General features: G+C 63.9%; 10 protein-coding genes. 6 read left to right on the top strand and 4 right to left on the bottom strand.

The window, feature by feature from the left end:
* Positions 1–124: 124 nt before the first annotated feature.
* On the bottom strand, positions 125–13,123 hold the full coding sequence (locus tag N8H74_RS13500) for a non-ribosomal peptide synthetase (protein WP_262148107.1): 12,999 nt from the start codon (positions 13,121–13,123) through the stop codon (positions 125–127).
* A gap of 378 nt (positions 13,124–13,501) precedes the next feature.
* On the opposite strand from N8H74_RS13500, the gene N8H74_RS13495 reads away from it, so the two are divergent.
* A complete protein-coding gene (locus N8H74_RS13495) occupies positions 13,502–14,056 on the top strand; it encodes an RNA polymerase factor sigma-70 (RefSeq protein WP_217830843.1) in 555 nt (184 codons plus the stop codon).
* Between the two features lie 69 nt (positions 14,057–14,125).
* Here the strand turns inward: N8H74_RS13495 and N8H74_RS13490 are convergent, their stop codons facing one another.
* The 3 genes from N8H74_RS13490 to N8H74_RS13480 form a co-directional block, all read right to left on the bottom strand.
* Positions 14,126–15,139, bottom strand: coding sequence for a GNAT family N-acetyltransferase (locus N8H74_RS13490; RefSeq protein ID WP_262148105.1), 1,014 nt, complete (start codon positions 15,137–15,139; stop codon positions 14,126–14,128).
* An 87-nt stretch (positions 15,140–15,226) separates the two neighbouring features.
* A complete protein-coding gene (locus N8H74_RS13485; protein WP_217830841.1) occupies positions 15,227–16,024 on the bottom strand; it encodes a transporter substrate-binding domain-containing protein in 798 nt (265 codons plus the stop codon).
* A 91-nt stretch (positions 16,025–16,115) separates the two neighbouring features.
* Positions 16,116–16,739, bottom strand: a complete 624-nt coding sequence (locus N8H74_RS13480) for a TetR/AcrR family transcriptional regulator (protein ID WP_217830840.1) — start codon at positions 16,737–16,739, stop codon at positions 16,116–16,118.
* 187 nt (positions 16,740–16,926) lie between these two features.
* On the opposite strand from N8H74_RS13480, the gene N8H74_RS13475 reads away from it, so the two are divergent.
* The 5 genes from N8H74_RS13475 to N8H74_RS13455 are packed head-to-tail and all read left to right on the top strand — an operon-like array spanning position 16,927 to position 23,201.
* Positions 16,927–18,717 (top strand): acyclic terpene utilization AtuA family protein, encoded by a 1,791-nt coding sequence (locus N8H74_RS13475; RefSeq protein ID WP_262148102.1) that lies wholly within the window; start codon positions 16,927–16,929, stop codon positions 18,715–18,717.
* Between the two features lie 12 nt (positions 18,718–18,729).
* On the top strand, positions 18,730–19,599 hold the full coding sequence (locus N8H74_RS13470; protein ID WP_262148100.1) for an SDR family oxidoreductase: 870 nt from the start codon (positions 18,730–18,732) through the stop codon (positions 19,597–19,599).
* Positions 19,600–19,602: 3 nt separating this feature from the next.
* Positions 19,603–21,219 carry a geranyl-CoA carboxylase subunit beta gene (gene atuC, locus N8H74_RS13465; RefSeq protein ID WP_262148098.1) on the top strand — a complete coding sequence of 539 codons (1,617 nt, stop codon included), beginning with the start codon at positions 19,603–19,605 and terminating at the stop codon, positions 21,217–21,219.
* A 30-nt stretch (positions 21,220–21,249) separates the two neighbouring features.
* Positions 21,250–22,407: a citronellyl-CoA dehydrogenase gene (gene atuD, locus N8H74_RS13460; protein WP_262148095.1), complete on the top strand. Its 1,158-nt coding sequence runs from the start codon at positions 21,250–21,252 to the stop codon at positions 22,405–22,407.
* Positions 22,404–23,201: an enoyl-CoA hydratase-related protein gene (locus N8H74_RS13455; protein ID WP_262148094.1), complete on the top strand. Its 798-nt coding sequence runs from the start codon at positions 22,404–22,406 to the stop codon at positions 23,199–23,201. The genes atuD and N8H74_RS13455 overlap by 4 nt, the downstream gene beginning before the upstream one ends.
* The last annotated feature ends 27 nt before the right edge of the window (positions 23,202–23,228 follow it).

The following is a 23,228-nucleotide window of genomic DNA, read 5'->3' as shown; positions in this document are numbered from 1 at the left end:
CTGAGGCCTTCGCGGGCAATCCCGCTCTCACAGTGGATCTCTGAGTGGTCACACATTTTGTGTTCACTGCATGATCCTGTGGGAGCGGGCTTGCCCGCAAAGAGGCCTTCGGGAAGGCTGGAGATTAAAGCCCCTCCAGCTCCGCCATCAGGTCATTGAGCCGATCCACCTTGTCCTCGGTGATGTCACTGGCCGCCAGCCCTTCGATGTACTCGGCCAGTTCCGCCACCGTGCTGCATTCGAACATCGCCCGCAGCGGCACGTCGCGTTGCAGGGTTTTCTGCACCCGCGAAGCGATTTGCGTGGCGAGCAGCGAGTGGCCGCCGAGTTCGAAGAAGTTGTCGAGTACGCCCACCTTCTCGACCTTCAGCACCTCGGCCCAGATATCGGCCAGGGTCTGCTCCAGCTCGTTGCGCGGCGCCAGGTAATCCTGGCTCTGCAACTGACCGATCTCCAGTGCCGGCAAGGCCTTGCGGTCGAGTTTGCCGTTGGCGTTGAGCGGCAGCCGATCCAGCCACAGCCAGTGCAGCGGCACCATGTATTCCGGCAGTTCAGCACGCAGGCGCTGCTTGATTCGCTCCAGGCGCTCGCTCGGATTCAGCGCAGACTCCGCCGCCACCAGATAACCGACCAAATGCTTGCCATTGGCGCCTTCCTGCACACCCACCGCGCCGTCGCGGACTTCCGGCTGCTCGTGCAGACGCGCTTCGATCTCACCCAGCTCGATCCGGTAACCGCGGATCTTCACTTGATGGTCGACCCGGCCGACGTACTCCAGCACGCCGTCGCTGCGACGGCGCGCAAGGTCACCGGTGCGGTACAGGCGCTCGCCCGGCGCGCCGAACGGATTCGGCACGAACACCGGCGCAGTGCGCAGCGGATCGCTGACGTAACCACGACCGACGCCGGTGCCGGCCACGCACAACTCACCCACCGCACCCAGCGGCACCAGTTCCAGCGCGCCATCGAGCAGGTACAGCAAGTTGTTGTCGGTCGGCGTGCCGATCGGCAGATAACTGCCGCGCGTCGAGGCCAGGTCGACGCGGAAGAACGCCACGTCGTCCGAGCACTCCGCCGGACCGTAAGCGTTGACCAGACCGATGTCCGGGTAACGCAGCAGCCATTGGTGCGCCAGTTCCGGCGGCATCGCTTCACCGGTCGGCAGCATCCAGCGCAAGCCGTCGAGGCTCAGGCGCTCCTGGGCGAGCATGCCCTGGATCAGCGACGGCACGCTCTCCAGCACGGTGATGCCCTGGGCCTGCACATGCACCAGCAGTCCTTGCGGATCGTGGGCGATGATATTCGGCACGATGTCCACCCGCGCGCCGAACAACGGGGCGGCGAGGAACTGCCAGACCGAAATGTCGAAGCTCTGCGACGCGGTCTGGGCGATCACGTCGGCGTCACTCAGCTTCAGGTACGGCACCTTGCTCAACTGGTTGTTGAGCATGCCGCGCTGCTCGACCATCACGCCTTTCGGTAACCCGGTGGAACCGGAGGTGTAGATCACGTAGGCGAGGTTGTCCGGGCCGCTGTAGATCCCCGGATTGGCCGCCGATTGCGCGCTGGCCTGAACCTCTTCCCAGACCAGCAAGCGTGGCCGGTTGGCACAACCGAACTCGTCGAGCAACACCTGCGCCTGCTCACGGCAAGCCGCGCTGCACACCAACACTGGCGTCTGGCTGAGTTCGATGATGCGGCTCAGGCGCTGACTCGGCAGACCCGGGTCCAGCGGCAGGTAACCGGCGCCCGCCTTGAAACTCCCGATAATCATGCCCAGCAGATCAAGATTACGCTCGGCCAGCAGCGCCACCGGCTGATCCATCTGCACGCCCGCCGCGACCAATGCATGGCCGAGTCGGTTGGCATTTTGGTTCAACTGTTCGTAGCTCTGCTGTTGATCGAGGCAACTGGCGGCAATGCGCTGCGGGTGCGTCGCCACTTGCGCTTCGAACTGGGCGACGTAGCTCTGTTCCAGCGGATAGTCGTGAGCACTCTGGTTGCAGCCGTGGAGCAGGAAGTCCTGTTCCTCTGCACCCAGCAACGGCAGGTCAGCCATGTCACCATGGAACCCCTCGACCAGCGCCAGCAACAGACGCTTGAACTCGCCCAGCATGCGCTCGACCGTCGACTCGTCGAAGTAACGCTGGTCGTAGGACAGGTGCAGACCGAGGTCATCGCCCGGATAGCAGACCGCCGTCAGCGGGAAGTTGGTGTGGGTCCGGCCCGAGTCCGAAGTCGCATTGAGGCTCTGCGCGCGATCCAGCACCGAGACTTCCACCGGGGCGTTCTCGAACACGAACAGGCTGTCGAACAGCGGCTGGCCTTTCGGCAGTTCGCTTTGCTCCTGGATGTTCACCAGCGGCAGATATTCGTACTCGCGCAATTGCATGTTGCTGTCGAGCAGACCGCTCAGCCACTGCCGCACGCTGGCGCGCTGGTCGTCCGCCGGGATCTGCACCCGCAGCGCGATGCTGTTGATGAACAGGCCGACGGTGCGTTGCATCTGCGGCATGTCCACCGGACGCCCGGCCACGGTGACGCCAAACAGTACGTCGCGATCACCGCTCAGACGACGCAGCACCAGCGCCCACGCGGCCTGGGCAAATGTATTGACGGTCAGTTGATGGGCCTGGGCCAGCTCACGCAGGCGGGCGCCATCCTGCACATCGAGACGGGTGTAGCGGTCGCCGACGATCATGCCGCCGCTTTCACCGGCATGCTCGCGCAGGAACGGCCGGTCGCTCGGGATCGGCGTGGTGCGCTCGAACCCTTGCAGGTTCTGTTGCCACCACTGACGCGCCTCGGCCAGGCTCTGGCGTTGCAGCCAGCCGATGTAATCGCGGTAGCGCGGTGGTACGGAAAGCTGCGCGTCGCGACCTTCGCCCAGCGCGGTGTAAATCTCGAAGAAGTCGTTCATCAGCAGCGAACGGCACCAGGCATCGATCAGGATGTGGTGGTTGCTCATCATGAACCAGTAGCGCGCCGCGCCGACCTTGATCAGGCGCAGGTGGAACGGCGCCTGATTGAGCAGATCGAAGCCGGCCTCGCGCTCGCTTTTCAGCAGCGCCTGCAGTTGCGGTTCCTGCTCGGCTTCGGCGACGGCGCTCCAGTCCAGATACTCGATCGGTGTGCGACCCGGGGTGTGGATCACTTGCAGCATGTCTTCGCCGACGTTCCAGCAGAACGAGGCACGCAACGCTTCGTGACGGGCGACCACCGCTTGCCAGGCCTGGGCGAAACGCTCGGGGTCTAGCTCGCTGTTGATGCGGTAGCGATCCTGCATGTAGTACAGGCCGGTGCCCGGCTCGAGCAGGGTGTGCAGCAGCATGCCCTCCTGCATCGGCGTCAGCGGGTACACATCCTCGATGTGCGCCGCCGGCACCGGCAATGCGTCGAGCTGCGCCTGAGTCAGTTTCGCCAGCGGGAAGTCCGACGGCGTCAGGCCACCGGCGGAGTCTTGCAGGCAGTGTTCGATCAGGCTTTGCAATTCACCAAGGTAGGCATCGGCCAGTTCATTGATGGTCTGCGCGTCGTAACGCTCGGCGCTGAAGGTCCAGCGCAGCAGCAACTCACCGCCGTAGACTTGACTGTCGACACTCAACTCGTTCGGCAATGGCGCCTGCGGGTCGTGGGCCGCGCCGACCGGCTCGTCCAGCGGACGGAACAACGCCTCGCTGCCGAAGCTCTGGTCGAACTGGCCAAGGTAGTTGAAGGTGATCGGTGCATGCGGCAATGCCGCCATGCTCGCGCGGCTGGCGTCATCGGCCAGATAACGCAGCACGCCGTAGCCCAGGCCTTTGTGCGGCACCGCGCGCAGTTGCTCCTTGATCGCCTTGATCGAAGCGCCCTGCCCGGCGGCCTCCTCGATGTTGTGCGGGATCAGGCGCAGCGGATAAGCGCTGGTGAACCAGCCGACGGTGCGGGTCAGGTCGATTTCGTCGAACAGGGTTTCGCGACCGTGGCCTTCCAGTTGAATCAGCGCCGATGGCTGGCCGCTCCAACGGCACAGCACGCGAGCCAGCGCGGTCAGCAACAGGTCGTTGACCTGGGTGCGGTAGGCACTCGGTGCCTGCTGCAACAACTGTTGGGTGTGCTCGGCGTCGAGACGCACGCTGACGGTTTGCGCGTGGAGATTCTGCTGACCGCCCTGCGGGTTTTCGCACGGCAATTCGGCACTCGGCCCGGCCAGTTGCGCTTGCCACCAGTCCCGTTCTTCGCGCAGGGATTCGCTGCCGGCATAAGCCTGCAAGCGCGCCGCCCAGTCCTTGAAGGCGCTGGTTTTCGCCGGCAGTTTTACCGACTGTCCGGCCTCGAGCTGGCGATACACGGTTTGCAGATCGTCGAGCAAGACGCGCCACGACACGCCGTCGACGACCAGGTGATGGATCGCGATAAACAGGCGTTGCTGTCCCTCAGGCCCATCGACCAGCACGACACGCATCAGCGGCCCTTCCTGCAGATCGAGGCTGCGCTGGGCGTCGGCGAACAGCGCCTGGCACTGGTCCATCGACGGCACGCGAACCTGCCACAGCACAGCGGCATCGGACACCGGCTGATGGCTCGCCTGCCACTGCCCCGTACTCTCGGTGAAGCGCAGACGCAAGGCGTCATGCTGCTCGATGACCGCCAACAGCGCTTGCTCCAGCCGATGCGGTTCCAGGACCGAAGTCGGCTCCAGCAACAACGCCTGGTTCCAGTGCTGACGCTGGGGAATCTCGCTGTCGAAGAACCAATGCTGGATCGGCGTCAGGCGTGACTCACCGCTCACCAGTCCTTGCTCGGCGGTGATTTGCTCGCTGCGGCTGGCGACAGCCGCGAGGGTCTGCACGGTCTGATGCTGGAACAGGTCGCGCGGGCTGAAATGAATGCCCTGCTGCCGCGCACGGCTGACCACCTGGATCGACAGGATCGAATCGCCGCCCAGTTCAAAGAAGTTGTCGTTGAGGCCGACCTGCTGGACGTTGAGCACCTCGCACCAGATCTGCGCCAGGGTCTGTTCCAGCTCATTGCTCGGCGCCACGTAATCCTGACGGTTCAACTCCGGGTCCGGCGCCGGCAAGGCGCGACGGTCGAGCTTGCCGTTGGCGGTCAGCGGCATGCTCGCCAGCAGCATCAGGTGGGTCGGCACCATGTAGTCCGGCAGTTGTGCCTTGAGGTGCGCCTTCAGCGCTTCGCGCAGTTCGGCTTGCTCGGCGTCGCCCTGCTCGGCCACTTCGGTCACCAGATAGCCAACCAGTTGCTTGCCGCTCGGCGCATCCAGCGCCAGCACCACCGCTTCACGAATCGAGGCGTGCTCCAGCAGGCGGGTTTCGATCTCGCCCAGCTCGATGCGGAAACCACGGATCTTCACCTGATGGTCGATCCGCCCCAGGTACTCCACCAGTCCGTCGGCGCGCTGGCGCACCAGGTCGCCGGTGCGGTACATGCGCCCGCCATCGGCGGCGAACGGGTCGGCGACAAAGCGTTCGGCACTGATGCCGGCGCGCTCGTGATAACCCAGGGCCAGACCGGCACCGCCGACGAACAGTTCACCGGTCGCGCCTTGCGGCACCAGCGCCAGATCGGCGTCGAGAATGTAGGCCACACGGTCGCCGATCACGCTGCCGATCGGCACGCTGCCCGCGCCCTCTTCCAGCACGAGCGGCGCCAGGCTCGCCAGCGGCATGACCACGGTTTCGGTCGGACCGTAGGCGTTGAAGAACAGGCTCGGCTTGAAGGCGGCGCGAATCCGTTGCAGGTGTTCGCCGGTCAGCGCCTCGCCGCCGGTGATGATCATCCGCACCGGCAGGGTGTCGTTTTGCGTCGCCAGGAATTGCGCCAACTGGCTGCCGTAGCTCGGCGTGAACCCGAGGACATTGATGCGATGGGTGCGAATCAGATCGCAGATTTCTTCCGCGTCCCACTGCCCCTGCGCACGCAGCACCACTTGCGCGCCACTGAGCAACGGCACCAGCAGACGCTCGGTGGCGGCGTCGAAGTTGATCGAATAGAAGTGCAGTTCGCAGTCATCCGGGCGCATGCCGAACCGCTCGATCACGGCCTGGCAATGCATGGCGATTTCACCGTGGGACACCACCACGCCTTTCGGCTTGCCGGTGGAGCCCGAGGTGTAGATCAGGTACGCCTGATGTTGCGGCAGGCTGATGAACGGCAACTCCGTGGCCGGGTAATCGGCGAGCGCGGCGCGGTCATCTTCCAGGCACCAGCGCGCCACGTTCGACGGCAGTTCACCGAGAGCCGTGAACATCGCGCGGTCGCTGAGCAGCAGGCCGACGCCGCTGTCCTCGATCATGTAATGCAGGCGATCGAGCGGGTATTCCGGGTCCAGCGGCACGTAGGCGCCGCCAGCCTTGAGAATCGCCAGCAGGCCGATGACCATTTCCAGCGAACGCTCCAGCGCCAGACCGACTCGCACTTGCGGCCCGACACCGCGCTCACGCAGCACCCAGGCCAGACGATTGGCCCGCGCATCCAGCTCGGCGTAGCTCAGGGTCTGTCCGGCGAAGGTCAGGGCCGGAGCGTCCTTGCGCACCAGCGCCTGCTCGGCGAACAGGTGATGGATGCACTGGTCGAGACGCCGCTCGCCCGGCTCGACGCCGAGGCTGTCGAGCAATCGCTGACGTTCAGCCGTGTCGAGCAGCGGCAATTCGCTGAGGCGTTGTTGCGGGTCGGCGATCAGCGCTTCCAGCAGATTGCGCCAATGTTTGGCCATACGGGCGATGGTCGGCTCATCGAACAGGTCGGTGCTGTAAGTCAGGCAGCAACCGAGGCGATGGTCGAGGTCGGTGACTTCAAGGTTGAGGTCGAACTTGGTCGCCCGCGCATCGTTGGCCAGGTACTCGACAGTCATCCCGGCTAGGGTGCGGCTCTGCTGGAACTCCCAGCGCTGCACGTTGCACATCACCTGGAACAGCGGGTTGTAGGCAGCACTGCGCGGCGGCTGCAACGCCTCCACCAGATGATCGAACGGCAGATCCTGATGGGACTGACCTTCGATGACGGTGTGGCGCACTTGCTCGAACAACTCGCCCACCGACATCTGGCCGTCGAGCTGGCAACGCAGCACCTGAGTGTTGAGGAACGCACCGATCAGCCCTTCACTTTCCGGGCGAATGCGGTTGGCCACCGGCGCGCCGATACGCAGATCGGTCTGGCCGCTGTAGCGGTAGAGCAGCGTGGCGAGCGCGGCGGTCATGGTCATGAACAGGGTCAGACCGTTCTGCGCATTGAACGCACGGACGCGGGCGGCGAGGTCATCGCTGAGGTCGAAACGGAACAGTTCGCCCTGATGGCTTTGCACCGGCGGACGCGGACGGTCGCCCGGCAATTCCAGCAGCGGATGTTCGCGGCCCAGTTGCGCGGTCCAGTAATCGAGCTGACGCTGACGCTCGCCGGACTCCAGCCAGTTGCGCTGCCAGACGCTGTAATCGAGGTACTGCACCGGCAACGGTTCCAGCGGCGACTCGCGGTCGTCGACAAAGGCTTCGTACAACGCGCTGAGTTCGCGGGCGAAGATGTCCATCGCCCAGCCTTCGGTGACGATGTGGTGCAGGGTCAGAACGAAGTAGTGTTCGTGTTCGGCGGTCTTGACCAGGCAGGCGCGCAGCAGCAGACCGGTTTCCAGATCGAACGGCTGATGGGCTTCTTCGTCGGCCAGTTGCTGGACTTTCTGCTCGCGCAGGTCAGCGGCGAGTTTGGAGAAATCCTTCCAGTCCATGCGCACGCCGGTTTCGGCATGCACCTGCTGACGGGCCACGCCGTCGACGCTCGGGAACGTGGTGCGCAGGGTTTCGTGGCGCAGGATCAACGCCTGCAACGCCGCCTCGAAACGCCCGACATCCAGCACGCCACGCAGACGCGCCATGCCGCCGACGTTGTACGCCGGGCTGTCCGGTTCCATCTGCCAGAGGAACCACATGCGCTGCTGGGAGTACGACAGCGGCACCGGTCGGCTGCGGTCGACCTTGTCGATCGGCGGCTGTTTGTTGGTGCGGCCACTGGCCTGGATCAGGCGGATCTGCCCGGCGAAATCCCCCAGTTCGCTGTGTTCGAACAACGCGCGCAGCGGCAACTCGACGTCGCAGGCCTGACGGGTCCGGGAAATGATTTGTGTGGCGAGCAGCGAGTGACCGCCGAGGGCGAAGAAGTCGTCGCGCAGGCCGACTTGCGCCAGGCCCAGCACTTCGCGCCAGATCGCGGCGATCTGTTGCTCCAGTTCCGTGACCGGTTCGACATGCTCGCGCACTTGCCATTGCGGCTCGGGCAACGCGCGGCGGTCGAGTTTACCGCTGGGGCTGAGGGGCATTTCATCGAGGCGCATCAGTTGCGCCGGCACCATGTATTCCGGCAGCTCGGCGGCCAGCGCGGTTTTCAGGCGGGTGATTTGCGCGTCCGGATCTTCGCTGGAATCGGTGGTGGTGAAGTAGCCGATCAGTTGCGCACCGGCGGCGGTTTCGCGGACCAGCACCACGGCCTGGGCGACGCTGTCCTGAGCCAGCAGCCGCGCTTCGATTTCTTCCGGCTCGACGCGGAAGCCGCGCAACTTGACCTGCTGATCGAGGCGGCCGAGGTATTCGATCACGCCCTCGGCGGTCCAGCGCGCGCGGTCACCGGTGCGGTACAAACGTGCGCCCTGCTCGCCCAGCGGATCGACCACGAAACGCTCGGCGGTCAACGCCGGACGGCCGAGGTAACCACGGGCCAGACCGATGCCGCTGATGCACAACTCGCCCGGCACACCGGCCGGCACCGGGTTCAGGTCGCTGTCGAGTACGCGGCAGATCACATTGCCCAGCGGCCGGCCGATCGGCGAGCGCTCGCCGTCGCCGGTCGAGCAATGCCAATGGGTAACGTTGATCGCGGTTTCGGTCGGACCGTAGCGGTTGTGCAGTTGCACTGCCGGCAGTTGCGCCAGCAGCCGGTTGCGCAGTTCCGCCGGCAGCGCTTCGCCACCGGAGAACACCCGGCGCAGGCTGCTGCATTCGACGCTCAACGGTTCGTCGACGAACAGCGAAAGCAGCGGCGGTACGAAGTGCAGCGTGGTCACGCCGTATTGTTGAACCAGTTGCGCGATGCGATGCGGATCACGGTGTTCACCGGGGCCGGCAATCGCCAGGCGCGCACCGGTGATCAGCGGCCAGAAGCATTCCCACACCGACACGTCGAAACTGATCGGCGCTTTCTGCAGCAGCACGTCGCTGTCGTTCAGGCGATAGGTGTCCTGCATCCATTGCAGGCGCTCGGCCAGTGCTGCGTGGGTATTGCCGACGCCCTTCGGCTGACCGGTGGAACCGGAGGTGTAGATCACGTAGGCGAGGTGGTCACCGTGCAGGTGCAGACCCGGGGCCTGGCTCGGCCAGTTCTCCAGGTGCAGGGAATCCATGGCGATGACGCTGACGCCCTCGCTGGCCGGCAAACGGTCGAGCAAAGCAGTCTGGGTCAGCAGCAGTTCGACGCCGCTGTCGCTGAGCATGTAGGCCAGACGTTCGGCCGGGTAGTCCGGGTCCAGCGGCACATAGGCACCGCCCGCCTTGATGATCGCCAGCAGACCGATCAGCAGTTGCGGCGAACGCTCGCAGGCGATAGCCACGCACACGTCCGGGCCGACGCCCTTGTCACGCAGATAATGCGCGAGACGGTTGGCTTGGGTGTGCAACTCGGCGAAGTCGTAACTGCCGCCGTCCCACACCAGCGCAGTGCGCTCCGGGGTCTGCTGTGCTTGTGCGTTGAGCAGTTCCGGCAGCCATTGCTGCGCCGGCGTGCAAGGGGCAACGCTCCAGACCTTCTGCTGATCGTGTTCGGCGGCGGTCAGCAATGGCAGGTCGCCGATGGCCTGCTGCGGACGCTCGCAGACCTCGCGCAACAGGTTGCAGAAATGCTCGGCCAGACGCTCGATGGTTGCGGCGTCGAACAGCTCATCGGCGTAGTCGAAGGACAGGCTCAGACGTCCGTTGCGGTCTTCTTCGCTGTGCAGTTGCAGATCGAACTTGGCCTCGCGGCTGTGCCACGGCAGTTCTTCGGCGAGCAGTCCCGGCAGACGCTTCAGCGCGCTCAAGTCGCGTTGCTGGTGGTTGAACATGACCTGAAACAAGCCTTGTTCGCGCGCCTGCGGAAAGGCTTCGAGCAGTTGTTCGAACGGCAGATCCTGATTCGCCTGGGCGCCGAGCGCAGCCTGACGGGTCCGGGCCAGCAGCTCCACGAATGGCAGGCGCGAATCGACCTCGGCACGCAGCACCTGGGTGTTGATGAAGAAGCCGATCAGGCCTTGGGTTTCCAGACGCGGACGGTTGGCGTTGGGCACGCCGATGCGAATGTCGCGCTGGCCGCTGTAGCGGTGCAACAGGCTCTGGAACGCCGCGAGCAACAGCATGAACGGGGTGGATTGATGGGCCTGGGCGGTGTTGCGAATCGCCTCGCTGAGGCTGACGCTCAGCCGCACGCCATGCCGTGCGGCGCTGTGCTTGATCTTCGCCGAGCGCGGATGGTCAGTGGCCAGTTCGAGGGTCGGGTGCTCGTCACCCAACTGCGCTTTCCAGTACCCCAGTTGTCGCTCGCCCTCACCTTGCGCCAGCCATTGGCGCTGCCAACTGCCGTAGTCAGCGTATTGGGTCGGCAAGGCCGGGAGATTGGCCGTCGCGCCTTGGGAGGCAGCGGCGTACAGGCGCGAGAACTCGTCGATCAGCACGTTCATCGACCAGCCATCGGCGATGATGTGGTGCATCGTCACCAGCAATTGGTGATCTTCGTCATCGAGACGAATCAGCGTCACCCACAGCAGCGGGCCTTTTTCCAGATCGAACTGGGTACGTGCCTCGTCCTCGCGAATCTGTTGCGCACGGGTTTCACGCTCGGCGGGCGGCAGATCGCTGATGTCGATCCGTTGCAGGTTGAATTCACCCGCTGCGACCAGCTGTTGCAGGGCCACGCCGTCACGCTCGAAGAAGCGCGTGCGCAGGGATTCGTGACGCTCGACCAGTTGCTGGAAACTGGCGCGCAAGGCGTCCTCATCCAGTTCGCCACGCAGGCGCAAGGCGCCGGGAATGTTGTAGGCGCTGCTCTGCGGATCGAGTTGCCAGGTGATCCACAGACGGTTTTGCGCCAGGGATTGCGGCAGCGGCTCGTTGCGCGACAGCGCGGCGATTTCGCCCTGGGCGCTACCGCCATCCTGTTGCTGCTGCGCCACGGCGGCGGTGAATGCCGCGAGGGTCGGCGCTTCGAAGAGCAGGCGCAGATTCAGCTCCAGGCCCAGCTCTTCGCGCACCCTGGCAATCACTTGGGTGGCGGCGATCGAGTTACCGCCGAGGAGGAAAAAGTGATCGTCGGCCGCGACCTTTTTGACGTTCAGTTGCTCGGCCCAGATCGCACCGATCAAGGTTTCCAGCTCGGAGGCCGAGACGGTCGATTCTTGCGATTCGCCGGTGGTTGTCGGGAACACTGCGTAGCTGTCGAGGCTGCCGTCGGCCAGACGATTACGGCACGCCGAACGTTGCAGTTTGCCGCTGGACGTCTTCGGCAACGCGCCAGGATTGAGCAGCACCACCACGCTCGGCGCTTCCTGATAAGCCTCGGCCACGGCCTGGCGGATGGCTTTGATCAGCGCCTCCGGCGGAAGGATTTTCTGCACGCTGCGGCTGATTTCCGCCGCGATGCCGATGCCCTCTTCGCCATGCTGGCTGACCGCGAACGCCGCGACCCGGCCCTTGCGTACCACTTCCACTTCGCGCTCGACGGTTTGCTCGATGTCCTGCGGATAGAGGTTGTGGCCACGCACGATCAGCATGTCTTTCAGGCGGCCGGTGATGAACAGCTCGCCATCACGGATGAAACCCAGGTCACCGGTACGCAGCCAGGTGCGGCCGGCATGCTGGACGAAGGTCTTGGCGCTGGCTTGCGGATTGCGCCAGTAGCCGTGGGCGATGCTCGGCCCGGCGGCCCAGACTTCACCGACGGCATTGTCAGGCAGTGCTTCAAGGCGATTCGGCTCGACGATCAGCACCGCATGCTCAGGCTGGCTGATGCCGCAACTCATGATCGGGCTGCCGGTGCCAGGCTCGGCGCGGTTCTGCGCCAGCGCCTGATCGTCCACGCGCAGGGCCGGAATTCCTTGCCCGCGCGGCGTGCCGGCGACAAACAGGGTCGCCTCGGCCAGACCGTAGGACGCCATGAAGCTGTCTTCGCTGAAACCGCAGGTGACGAACTTCTCGGCGAAGCGTTCAAGGGTATCGAGGCGGATCGGCTCCGAACCGGAATACGCCACGCGCCAGCGGCTGAGGTCGAGGCGCTCCATGGCCGACTCGCTGACCCGCTCGCTGCACAGACGGTAGGCGAAGTCCGGGCCGCCGCTGATGGTGCCGCCGTATTGGCTGATCGCTTCGAGCCAGCGCAATGGTCGGCCAAGGAAGTACGCCGGGGACATCAGGATGCACGGCACACCGCTGAAGATCGGTTGCAGCAGACCGCCGATCAGACCCATGTCGTGGTACAGCGGCAACCAACTGACGATGACGTCGTCCGGGTTCACGTCGATGCCGAAACCGTGGCGGATCAGCAGCTCGTTGGCGACCAGATTGCCGTGGCTGACCTGCACGCCCTTGGGCAGCGCGGTGGAACCGGAGGTGTATTGCAGGAAGGCGATGTGATCTTGCGGCAGGGGCGGCTCGACCCAACGCTCGGCCAGCGCGCTGTCGAGGGTGTCGACACACAACAGCGGCGGCGCGCCTTCGATCTGCTGCAAGGCGTCGCGCAGGTCGGCACTGGTCAGCAGCAGACGCGGTTCGGCGTCGGCAATGATCGACAGCAAGCGTTCCTGATGATGGCGACGGGCCGATTCCGGCGGATAGGCCGGCACCGCGATCACGCCCGCATACAGGCAACCGAAGAAGGCCGCGACGTAATCCGGGCCGCTGGGAAACAGCAATACCGCGCGCTCGCCGAAACCGGCCTCGGCCTGCAACGCGGCGGCAATGGTGCGCGCGCGCTGATCGAGTTCGCGATAACTGAGCACCACAGCCTGCTCCTCGGATTCCGCGAGAAAACGCAGGGCCAGCCGATCCGGCGTCAGGGCCGCGCGGCGCTGGAGGGCTTGGACCAGGGTGCTGGGGAGTTCGAACGCGTCGGTCATGAGGTTTCCTGCCTGAATTCGGCTTGCTAGTGGAATCGGGTTGTTGCGTCACGCCCTTTCGGGACGCGCAGGGCGCGGTCTGTGCCGACCGCGCAAGGCATGGGAATACTGTCTGGCCGGGGGCGTTTGCCCGGAACCATTCACCAATGAGAACGGATGACGTCTTGAAATAATTAGTCGGCAGGCTGGAACGCCAACGGGGCTGGGTTGGAACGCAGTGCGGCGGCGTGTCGCAGTTCTCGAATCGCACCTTTATGGATCATTAGTTCTCTTTCTCAATTGACAATCATTATCATTCAACATAATTTGTCGCTCGATGTGTAGGACGGCCCCGTCCCCCAGGCGTCCCACTAACCTATTGGCAGCAAGGTGATTTCCATGACGGAACAAGTATCCACAAGCAGGTGCGATTCACCGCTACTTCAGGCTTTCGTCGACAATCGACTGATTCTGGTCAAGATTGCAGCCCGCATTACCGGCTGCCGGTCGCGTGCCGAAGATGTGGTTCAGGATGCATTTTTCCGACTGCAATCGGCCCCTCCGATCACGTCGTCGATCAAGGCTCAACTGAGTTACCTGTTCCAGATCGTGCGCAACCTGGCGATCGATCACTACCGCAAACAGGCGCTGGAGCAGAAGTACGCCGGCCCCGAAGAGGAAGGGTTGAACGTGGTCATCCAGGGCGCTTCGCCGGAAACCTCGCACATCAACTTCTCGACCCTGGAAAACATCGCCGATGCGCTGACCGAACTGCCCAGCCGCACCCGCTATGCGTTCGAGATGTATCGCCTGCACGGCGTACCGCAAAAAGACATCGCCAAGGAACTCGGCGTCTCGCCGACCCTGGTCAACTTCATGATTCGCGATGCGCTGGTGCATTGCCGCAAGGTGTCGGGCGCTCGTGGAGATGTGGCGGCGATGGCACGTCGTTAACCCCGCGCCACGCACAAAAGAAGATCGCAGCCTTTGCAGGCTGCGATCTTTTTTTTGCCTGATGCGTTATCAGGCCAGCTTGCACCGATCGAAGAACCGCTCACGCCCCAGAATCATCAGCGCCGCGCGCTTGTGCGGGAAGTCGAATTCCTTTTCGCAGTGGAAGCACTGGTTGTGCATGTGGCCGATCATCTTCGCGTTGTCGGCGCGCGGTTCGGCGACGACGCGCTGGGTGCGCGGATCGTCCAGAAACAGGTAGTGCACCAGCGCCGACAGCCAGCTCGCCACTTTATGCGGGCCGCGATGATCTTCTTCGCCCACCAGCATGTGAATGCCGCGATCGTAGTTGTCGGCGTCGTAGAACGGCGCGATGCGATCTTCCTTGGCCCAGTACGCTTCGAAATAGGCAAACGGCTGATCGTCGAAACAACCGATCAGGGTCAGGGTGTGCGGGTCGGCGTCGAGTTTGCTCAGGTATTCGCGATGCTGTTCGAGACTGCCCTCCTCCTGCCAGAAACTGGCAACGCGCGGGCTGTTCTGCCAACGGTTGAAACGCGGCAGATCCTCTTCGATCTCCACCGTGCGCAGGGAAATCCAGGCGCCGAGCCGCGCATCGAAACGCCGGTAGACCTCGCCACGCGGCTTGACCGGGCGCAGCGGATGGCGTTTGCCATTACTGATGACCATCTGCTGCGGATAGCTGCCGGTCAGCGAAGTGCCCAGCCACGGTTGCGGCAGTTGCCAGAACAGACCGCGCTCGCAGCGATATTCACCCGCCACCTCGGTGCTCACCAGCAATCCGCTGAGCAAGGCTTCGGTGGGTGGCTGATCCAGCTGCCAGATCAACTGCTGGCGCGCCGGATCGCGGGCAAACAACCAGTAACAGGCCGCCCACAACGCCTGGCCGGGTGGCAGGGCGAAGCGCTCATCGATCTGGATCGGCCCCTGGGCCTCACGATCGAGCCGCAGGCGAATCAGCGGTTGCCCGTCCAGACTCAGGCTCAAACGGCTTTCGGTGGCATCGGCTATCAGTTCGCTGCCCGTGGGCAAGGCCAGGGCAGTCAGGTCATTCAGATTGGACATGGGTCGGGCTCACGATAATCGTCGACAGTTCAACGATGGAACGTGAGCCGGGCGGGGAAATTTAGCCCGTGCGCCAAAATGCGCCGGTCAGTGTTGCGACACCGGCACCACGGCGATCTTGTACGGATCGAAGATCTTCAGCAGCTCGCCGTTGTCACGCAGGCCTTGCAGCAACTTGCTGAACGCGTCGCCGGTGATCGGTGCGGTCGGGCGCAAAATCGCGTAGTGGTGATAGATCTGGTCGATGCGCTGCGAAACCAGCAACTCACTGCTCACCTTCTGGTTACGCAGCAGGTAATCGCTCAGATAAGAGCGGGTCACCAGCGCGATATCGGCCCGCCCGCGCAGCACCATCAACAGGTTGCTGTCGTGGGAATAGGTCAGCGTGGCGTTGTAGTTTTGCGCGAGGAATTTCGGATCGGCGTTGAAGTTGGCGAATTCGTAGTGATAACCACTGAACAGGGCCAGGCGCTTGCCGGTGAGGTCGGCGAAGTAGCTTTGCTGACGACCGGGCTCACTTTGCGCGACAAAGATCTCCGCGTCTTCCAGCCCCATGTCGACGGTGGTGTGGGGAATGTCCTTCCAGCCCCAGTCCGGGTTCTCGAAGATCGCCATGTCCGTGCGACCATCCTTGAAGTCACCGAATCGCCGGGGAATCGAGGTCGGCACCAGCACGAACTGATAGTCGCTCTGCAAGCGGTTCAGGGCGGCGACCAGTTCCGGCAGCAGACCGGTATCGGCGCCGTTTTCCGGGCGAATGGTGTAAGGCGGGAAATGCGCCGCCCCCACCCGGACCAACTGCGCCGACTGAGCGGGCAAAACCCAAAATGCAGCCAGCGCTACGAACATCAGCCCTGCGGCCGTCCGAATTGGTGAAGACTTCAAAACACCCCACTCCCCGAAAAATTACCGATCCATGCATTCAAGCTAGGCGGTTTCGCCCAGTTAGCCAGTTTCACGAACCAATAGAAAGCATTCAGCGTTCTTCAAGCACCAGAATCAGCGCTTCATCGGCCAATTGATCGAGGCTCAGATTGCCGCCGGCACGGAACCAGGTGGTGGTCCAGGACAACGCCCCGGTGAGGAAGCGTCGGGTGATAAACACATCACCACGAATAAACCCGGCGTCCCTGGCCTCGCCCAGCACCTGCAGCCAGATGTCTTCATAGATATCGCGCAGCGCCAGCACCCGGGCCTGGCCTTCCTCGGACAGCGAGCGCCACTCATACACCAGCACCGCCATCGCCTCGCCGCTGCCGCCCATGATCGACTGCAATTCGCAACGGATCAGCGCCAGCACCCGCTCGCGCACGCTGGTTGCTTCGGCCAGTGAGGCGCGCATCAGCGCGGTGTTGTAACGGATGGTTTCTTCCATCACGGCACGAAGGATTTCATCCTTGCTCTTGAAGTGATGAAAAATGCTCCCCGACTGAATCCCCACCGCTCCCGCCAGATCGCGCACGGTGGTGCGTTCATAGCCCTTGTTGCGGAACAGGTGCGCCGCCACCTGGAGCAACTTGCCGCGAGCGCTCTCCGGATCGGTCAACTGACCGGCATCGACCAGTTCACGCATCACCCCCAGGGCTTTTTGCTCGTCCACCCGTTCTCTCCTACAGTCGATCAGTCGGCTGCTCCCCTGAAACCGCAGGGTTGCGCGGGCAATTTAAGCCGCCGCCGGTAACCAAGCAAGCGCTCGGGCAGAAGATTATTTCAGCCGTTTACAAACCAAGCGCTTGCTTGGTAGTCTCGAAGCACTTCTGTCGGAGGTGCCTGTGTCGGAGATAAAAATGCCAACTACCGTGCGTATCGGATGCGCCAGTGCATTCTGGGGTGATACCTCGACCGCTGCCGCGCAACTGGTGGACGCCGGTCGACTGGACTATCTGGTGTTCGACTACCTGGCGGAAATCACCCTGTCGATCATGGCCGGCGCCCGGATGAAAGATCCCCGGACCGGATTCGCCAGCGACTTCATCGACGTCCTCACGCCCCTGCTGCCGCAACTGGCCGAGCAACGCATCCGCGTCATCAGCAACGCCGGCGGAGTCAATCCACAGGCCTGCGCCGCCGCCTTGCAAGCGGCCTGCGATGCGGCCGGGATTGACCTGAAAATCGCCGTGCTGCTGGGCGACGACCTGCAACCGCAACTCAAACAACTCGCCAATCAAGGCATCACGGAAATGTTCAGCGGCGCCCCGCTGCCGCCGGTGTGCGTCTCGACCAACGCCTACCTCGGCGCGCCGGGCATCGTCGAGGCCCTGCGCCTGGGTGCCGACATCGTCATCACCGGGCGGGTGGTCGACAGCGCAGTGGTCAGCGCCGCGCTGGTGCATGAATTCGGCTGGTCATGGCACGACTTCGACAAACTCGCCCAGGCTGCCCTGGCCGGGCACATCATCGAATGCGGCGCACAATGCACCGGCGGCAACTTCACCGACTGGCGTGACGTCCCGGACTATGAGCACATCGGCTTCCCGATCGTCGAGGTCAGCGCCGACGGCCACTTCATCGTCAGCAAGCCCGAAGGCTCGGGCGGGCTGGTCACACCGCTGACCGTCGGCGAACAGATGCTGTATGAAATCGGCGATCCCCAGGCGTATCTGTTGCCTGATGTGGTGTGCGATTTCAGCCAGGTCAAACTTCAGCAACAAGGCCTGAATGCCGTGCGGGTCCACGGCGCCAAAGGCCTGCCGCCCAGCGACAAATACAAGGTCAGCGCCACGTATCCGGACGGTTTTCGCTGCTCCGCCAGTTGCCTGATCGCCGGCATCGATGCGGTGGACAAGGCCCGGCGTGTCAGTCAGGCGATCCTCGGCAAAACCTCGGAAATGCTTGAACAGCGCGGCTGGGGACCCTACAGCGAAACCCACATCGAACTGCTCGGCAGCGAAGCCACTTACGGCCCCCACGGCCAGCGTCGCGACAGCCGTGAAGTGGTGATCAAACTGGCGGTCCGTCATCCGCACAGGCAGGCGCTGATCCTGTTCTCCCGGGAAATCGCCCAGGCCGCCACCGGCATGGCGCCCGGACTGACCGGAATCGTCGGCGGCCGGCCAACGGTGTATCCGCTGATCCGGCTGTTCTCGTTCCTCGTCGACAAAAGCGCCTGCACCCTGCACATCGACATCGCCGGTGAGCACCATCCCTTCACCCTCCCCGACGCTACCGCGCTCGACAGCCAGGACCTGCCCCTGCCCCATGAACCGCCCAAGCCCCACGGTCGCGCCGACGCCAGCGTGGCCCTGGTGAAACTGGCCGTGGCACGCTCTGGCGACAAGGGTAATCACAGCAACATCGGGGTGATGCCACGGCGGCCGGAATACTTGCCGTGGATCGCCGAAGCGCTGACCCCGGCGGTGGTCGTCGACTGGATGCGCCACGTCCTCGACCCGCTCCACGGGCGGGTCGAGCGCTGGTATCTGCCCGGCACCCACAGCCTGAATTTCCTCCTGGAAAACGCCCTCGGCGGCGGTGGCGTGGCCAGTCTGCGCATCGATCCGCAAGGCAAGGCTTTCGCCCAGCAACTGCTGGAAATCCAGATCCCGGTGCCGCAGAGCATCGCCGAACAGTTCGACTAGAGGATGGCCAGCATGCCGTATGAATCGATTTTCCGAGCCGATCTGTTCAGCGGCCAGACTCTCATCGTCACCGGTGGCGGCAGCGGCATCGGCCGGTGTACCGCCCATGAACTAGCGGCGCTCGGGGCCACCGTGGTGCTGGTCGGACGCAAAGCGGAAAAGCTCCAGCGGGTCGCCGCCGAAATTGCCGAGGACGGTGGTCGCGCGTACTGGAAGGCCTGCGACATTCGCGATGAAGAAGCCGTGAAGCAACTGGTTGCCGAGCTGATCCACGAGCACGGGCCCATCCACGGCCTGGTCAACAATGCCGGCGGCCAGTATCCGTCGCCGTTGGCGTCGATCAATCAGAAAGGTTTCGAAACCGTGCTGCGCACCAATCTGGTCGGCGGCTTCCTGATGGCCCGGGAAGTGTTCAACCAATCCATGAGCAAGCACGGCGGCAACATCGTCAACATGCTCGCCGACATGTGGGGCGGCATGCCCGGCATGGGCCATTCCGGCGCCGCACGCTCGGGTATGGACAACTTCACCAAGACCGCCGCGTTCGAGTGGGGCCATGCGGGAGTGCGGGTCAACGCGGTGGCGCCGGGATGGATCGCCTCCAGTGGCATGGACACTTACGAAGGCGCATTCAAAGCGGTGATCCCGACCCTGCGCGAACAGGTGCCGCTCAAGCGCATCGGCACCGAGTCGGAGGTCAGCGCGGCCATCGTGTTCCTGCTCAGCCCGGCGGCGGCATTCATCAGCGGCAGCACCTTGCGCATCGACGGCGCGGCGAGTCTCGGCAGTCGCGCCTGGCCGCTGCACAAGGCGACCCACAGCGAATCGTTCAACGGTTTCCACCGCGCGTTTTTGCCGGACGTACTCAAGGACAAGGAGTAAGCCATGCCGCAGATCCAGTCCCAACTCGATCCCCACAGCGAAACGTTTGCCCGCAATCGCGCGGCGATGCTCGCGGCCATCGAGCATGTGCAGCAACTCGAGCAGAACCTGCTGAACAAAGCCGCCGAAGCCAAACCGAAATTCGACAAGCGCGGCCAACTGCTGCCACGCGAGCGTCTGAACCTGCTGCTAGACCCCGGCTCGCCCTTCCTGGAACTCGCCAGCCTCGCCGGTTACAAGTTGCATGACGACAAGGACGGCAGCGCTGCCGGTGGAGGCTTGATCGCCGGCATCGGCTACGTGTCCGGCGTGCGGGCGCTGGTGGTGGCGAACAACAGCGCGATCAAGGGCGGAACCATCTCGCCCACCGGCCTGAAAAAATCCCTGCGCCTGCAACAGATCGCCCAGGAAAACAAACTGCCGGTCATCACCCTCGCCGAAAGCGGCGGCGCCAACCTCAACTACGCGGCGGAGATTTTCGTCGAAGGCGCGCGCAGCTTTGCCAATCAGGCGCGGATGTCCGCCATGGGCCTGCCGCAAATCACCGTGGTACATGGTTCGGCCACCGCTGGCGGCGCCTATCAGCCGGGGCTGTCGGATTACGTGGTGGTGGTGCGCGGCAAGGCCAAGCTGTTCCTGGCCGGTCCGCCGCTGCTCAAGGCCGCCACCGGCGAAGTCGCCACCGATGAAGAACTGGGCGGCGCCGAAATGCACGCGCAGGTGGCCGGCACCGCCGAATACCTGGCCGAGAACGATGCCGACGGCGTGCGTCAGGTAAGGGAAATCGTCAGCCTGTTGAACTGGAACGAGCAACTGCCGTGGCTGCCCGAGCCGCAATACAAAGAACCGCTCTACCCCATCGACGAATTGCTCGGGCTGATTCCCGACGACCCGAAAAAGCCCTACGACGCGCGCGAAATCATTGCACGGATCGCCGACGAATCACGCTTCCTGGAGTTCAAGGGTGAGTTCGATCAACAGACCCTGTGCGGCCACCTGAAAATCCACGGCCGGGCCTGCGGCTTCATCGGCAACAACGGCCCGATCACCCCCAATGGCGCGAGCAAGGCGGCGCAGTTCATTCAGCTCTGCGACCAGAGCCAGACGCCGCTGCTGTTTTTCCACAACACCACCGGGTTCATGGTCGGCACGGAGTCAGAACAACAAGGCGTGATCAAGCACGGCTCGAAACTGATTCAAGCGGTGGCCAACGCCCGGGTGCCGAAACTGACCATCGTCGTGGGCGGCTCCTACGGGGCCGGCAACTATGCGATGTGCGGGCGCGGCCTCGACCCGCGATTCATCTTCGCCTGGCCCAACAGCCGCACCGCCGTCATGGGCGGCGCCCAGGCCGGCAAGGTGTTGCGCATCGTCACCGAAGCCAGGCAGCTCAAGGATGGCCTGGAGCCCGATCCGAAAATGCTCGACATGCTGGAACAGGTCACCGCGCAGAAACTCGACAGCCAGTCCACCGCTCTCTACGGCAGTGCCAACCTGTGGGACGACGGCCTGATCGACCCCCGTGACACCCGTACCCTGCTCGGCTATCTGCTGGACCTGTGCCACGAGGCCGACGTGCGTGCGCTGCAACCCAACAGCTTCGGCGTGAGCCGGTTCTAACTGCCACGGATTTCAGGAGAACAATAAAAAATGATCTTCACCCCGGAACACGAAGCACTGCGCCGCACCGTCCGCCAATTCGTCGAGCACGAGATCAACCCCCACGTCGAGGCCTGGGAAAAGGCCGGGCGTTTTCCGATCCACGAGATCTTCCGCAAGGCCGGCGACCTCGGCCTGCTGGGGATCTCCAAACCGGAAAAGTTCGGTGGCATGGGCCTCGACTACAGCTATTCGATCGTCGCCGCCGAAGAATTCGGCACCATTCATTGCGGCGGGATTCCGATGTCGATCGGGGTGCAGACCGACATGTGTACCCCCGCCCTTGCCCGCTTCGGCTCCGATGAATTGCGCGAAGAGTTCCTGCGTCCGGCGATCACCGGCGAACAGGTCGGCTGCATCGGCGTCTCGGAAGTCGGGGCCGGCTCCGACGTCGCCGGATTGAAGACCACGGCGCGCAAGGATGGCGACGACTACGTGATCAACGGCAGCAAGATGTGGATCACCAACTCGCCGAGCGCCGACTTCATTTGCCTGCTGGCGAACACATCCGATGACAAACCGCACGTCAACAAGTCGCTGATCATGGTGCCGATGAACAGCCCCGGCATCAGCCTCAGCTCGCACCTGGACAAGCTCGGCATGCGCAGCTCGGAAACCGCCCAGGTGTTTTTCGACAACGTGCGCGTGCCCCAGCGCAACCGCATCGGCCATGAGGGCGCCGGCTTCATGATGCAGATGCTGCAATTCCAGGAAGAGCGGCTGTTCGGCGCGGCAAACATGATCAAGGGCCTGGAATATTGCGTCGACAGCACCATCGAGTACTGCAAGGAGCGCAAGACCTTCGGCAATGCGCTGATCGATAACCAGGTGATCCACTTCCGCCTCGCCGAATTGCAGACCGAAATCGAATGCCTGCGGGCGCTGGTCTACCAGGCCACCGAGCAATACGTGAAAGGCCAGGACGTCACGCGACTGGCATCGATGGCCAAGCTCAAGGCCGGGCGCCTCGGCCGCGAAGTCAGCGACAGTTGCCTGCAATATTGGGGCGGCATGGGCTTCATGTGGGACAACCCGGTGGCCCGCGCCTACCGCGACGTGCGGCTGGTGTCGATTGGCGGCGGCGCCGACGAAATCATGCTGGGGATCATCTGCAAACTGATGGGCATCCTGCCGGGAAAAAAGAAATGAGCCCCCTGCCCGATTGCCAGACGCTGCTGCTCGAATCCCATAACGGCGTGCTGCACATCACCCTCAATCGCCCCGACAGTCGCAACGCCATGAGCCTGCAAATGGTCGCGGAACTGCGCAGCGTGCTGGCGGCAGCGCGCGACGACAGAGGCGTGCGCGCACTGGTGCTCAGCGGCGCCGGCGGGCACTTCTGCGCCGGTGGCGACATCAAGGACATGGCCAGCGCCCGCACCCGGGGCGCCGATGCCTATCGCGAGTTGAACCGCGCCTTCGGTGCCCTGCTGGAAGAAGCACAACACGCGCCGCAAGTGCTGATCACCGTGCTGCAAGGCGCGGTGCTTGGCGGCGGGTTCGGTCTGGCGTGTGTCAGCGACATCGCCATCGCCGATCATCAGGCGCAATTCGGCCTGCCGGAAACCAGCCTCGGCCTGCTGCCGGCGCAGATCGCGCCGTTCGTGGTGCAGCGGATCGGCCTCACCGAAACCCGGCGCCTGGCGCTGACCGCTGCACGTTTCGACGGCACGCACGCACGACGCATGGGGCTGGTGCATTTTGTCGAGGAGGATCCGCAAGCCCTGGCCGAACGGCTGGATGAAGTGCTGCAGCACGTGTTGTGTTGCGCCCCCGAGGCCAATGCCATGACCAAGAAACTGCTGCTGGCCAGTGCCGCCCAGCCTTCGAGCCAGTTACTGGATGACGCGGCGCAATGGTTCAGCGCGGCGGTGACCGGCGCCGAGGGAATCGAGGGGACCATGGCGTTCGTGCAGAAGCGCAAGCCTCGGTGGGCCTCGTAACCCCCGTGGGAAGCCAATCCATTCACC

The organism is Pseudomonas sp. B2M1-30 (assembly GCF_025447575.1).
Taxonomy (GTDB): domain Bacteria; phylum Pseudomonadota; class Gammaproteobacteria; order Pseudomonadales; family Pseudomonadaceae; genus Aquipseudomonas; species Aquipseudomonas botevensis.
The sequence above is the reverse complement of the archived record's forward strand: the minus strand, read 5'-3'. Positions and strand labels throughout refer to the sequence as shown.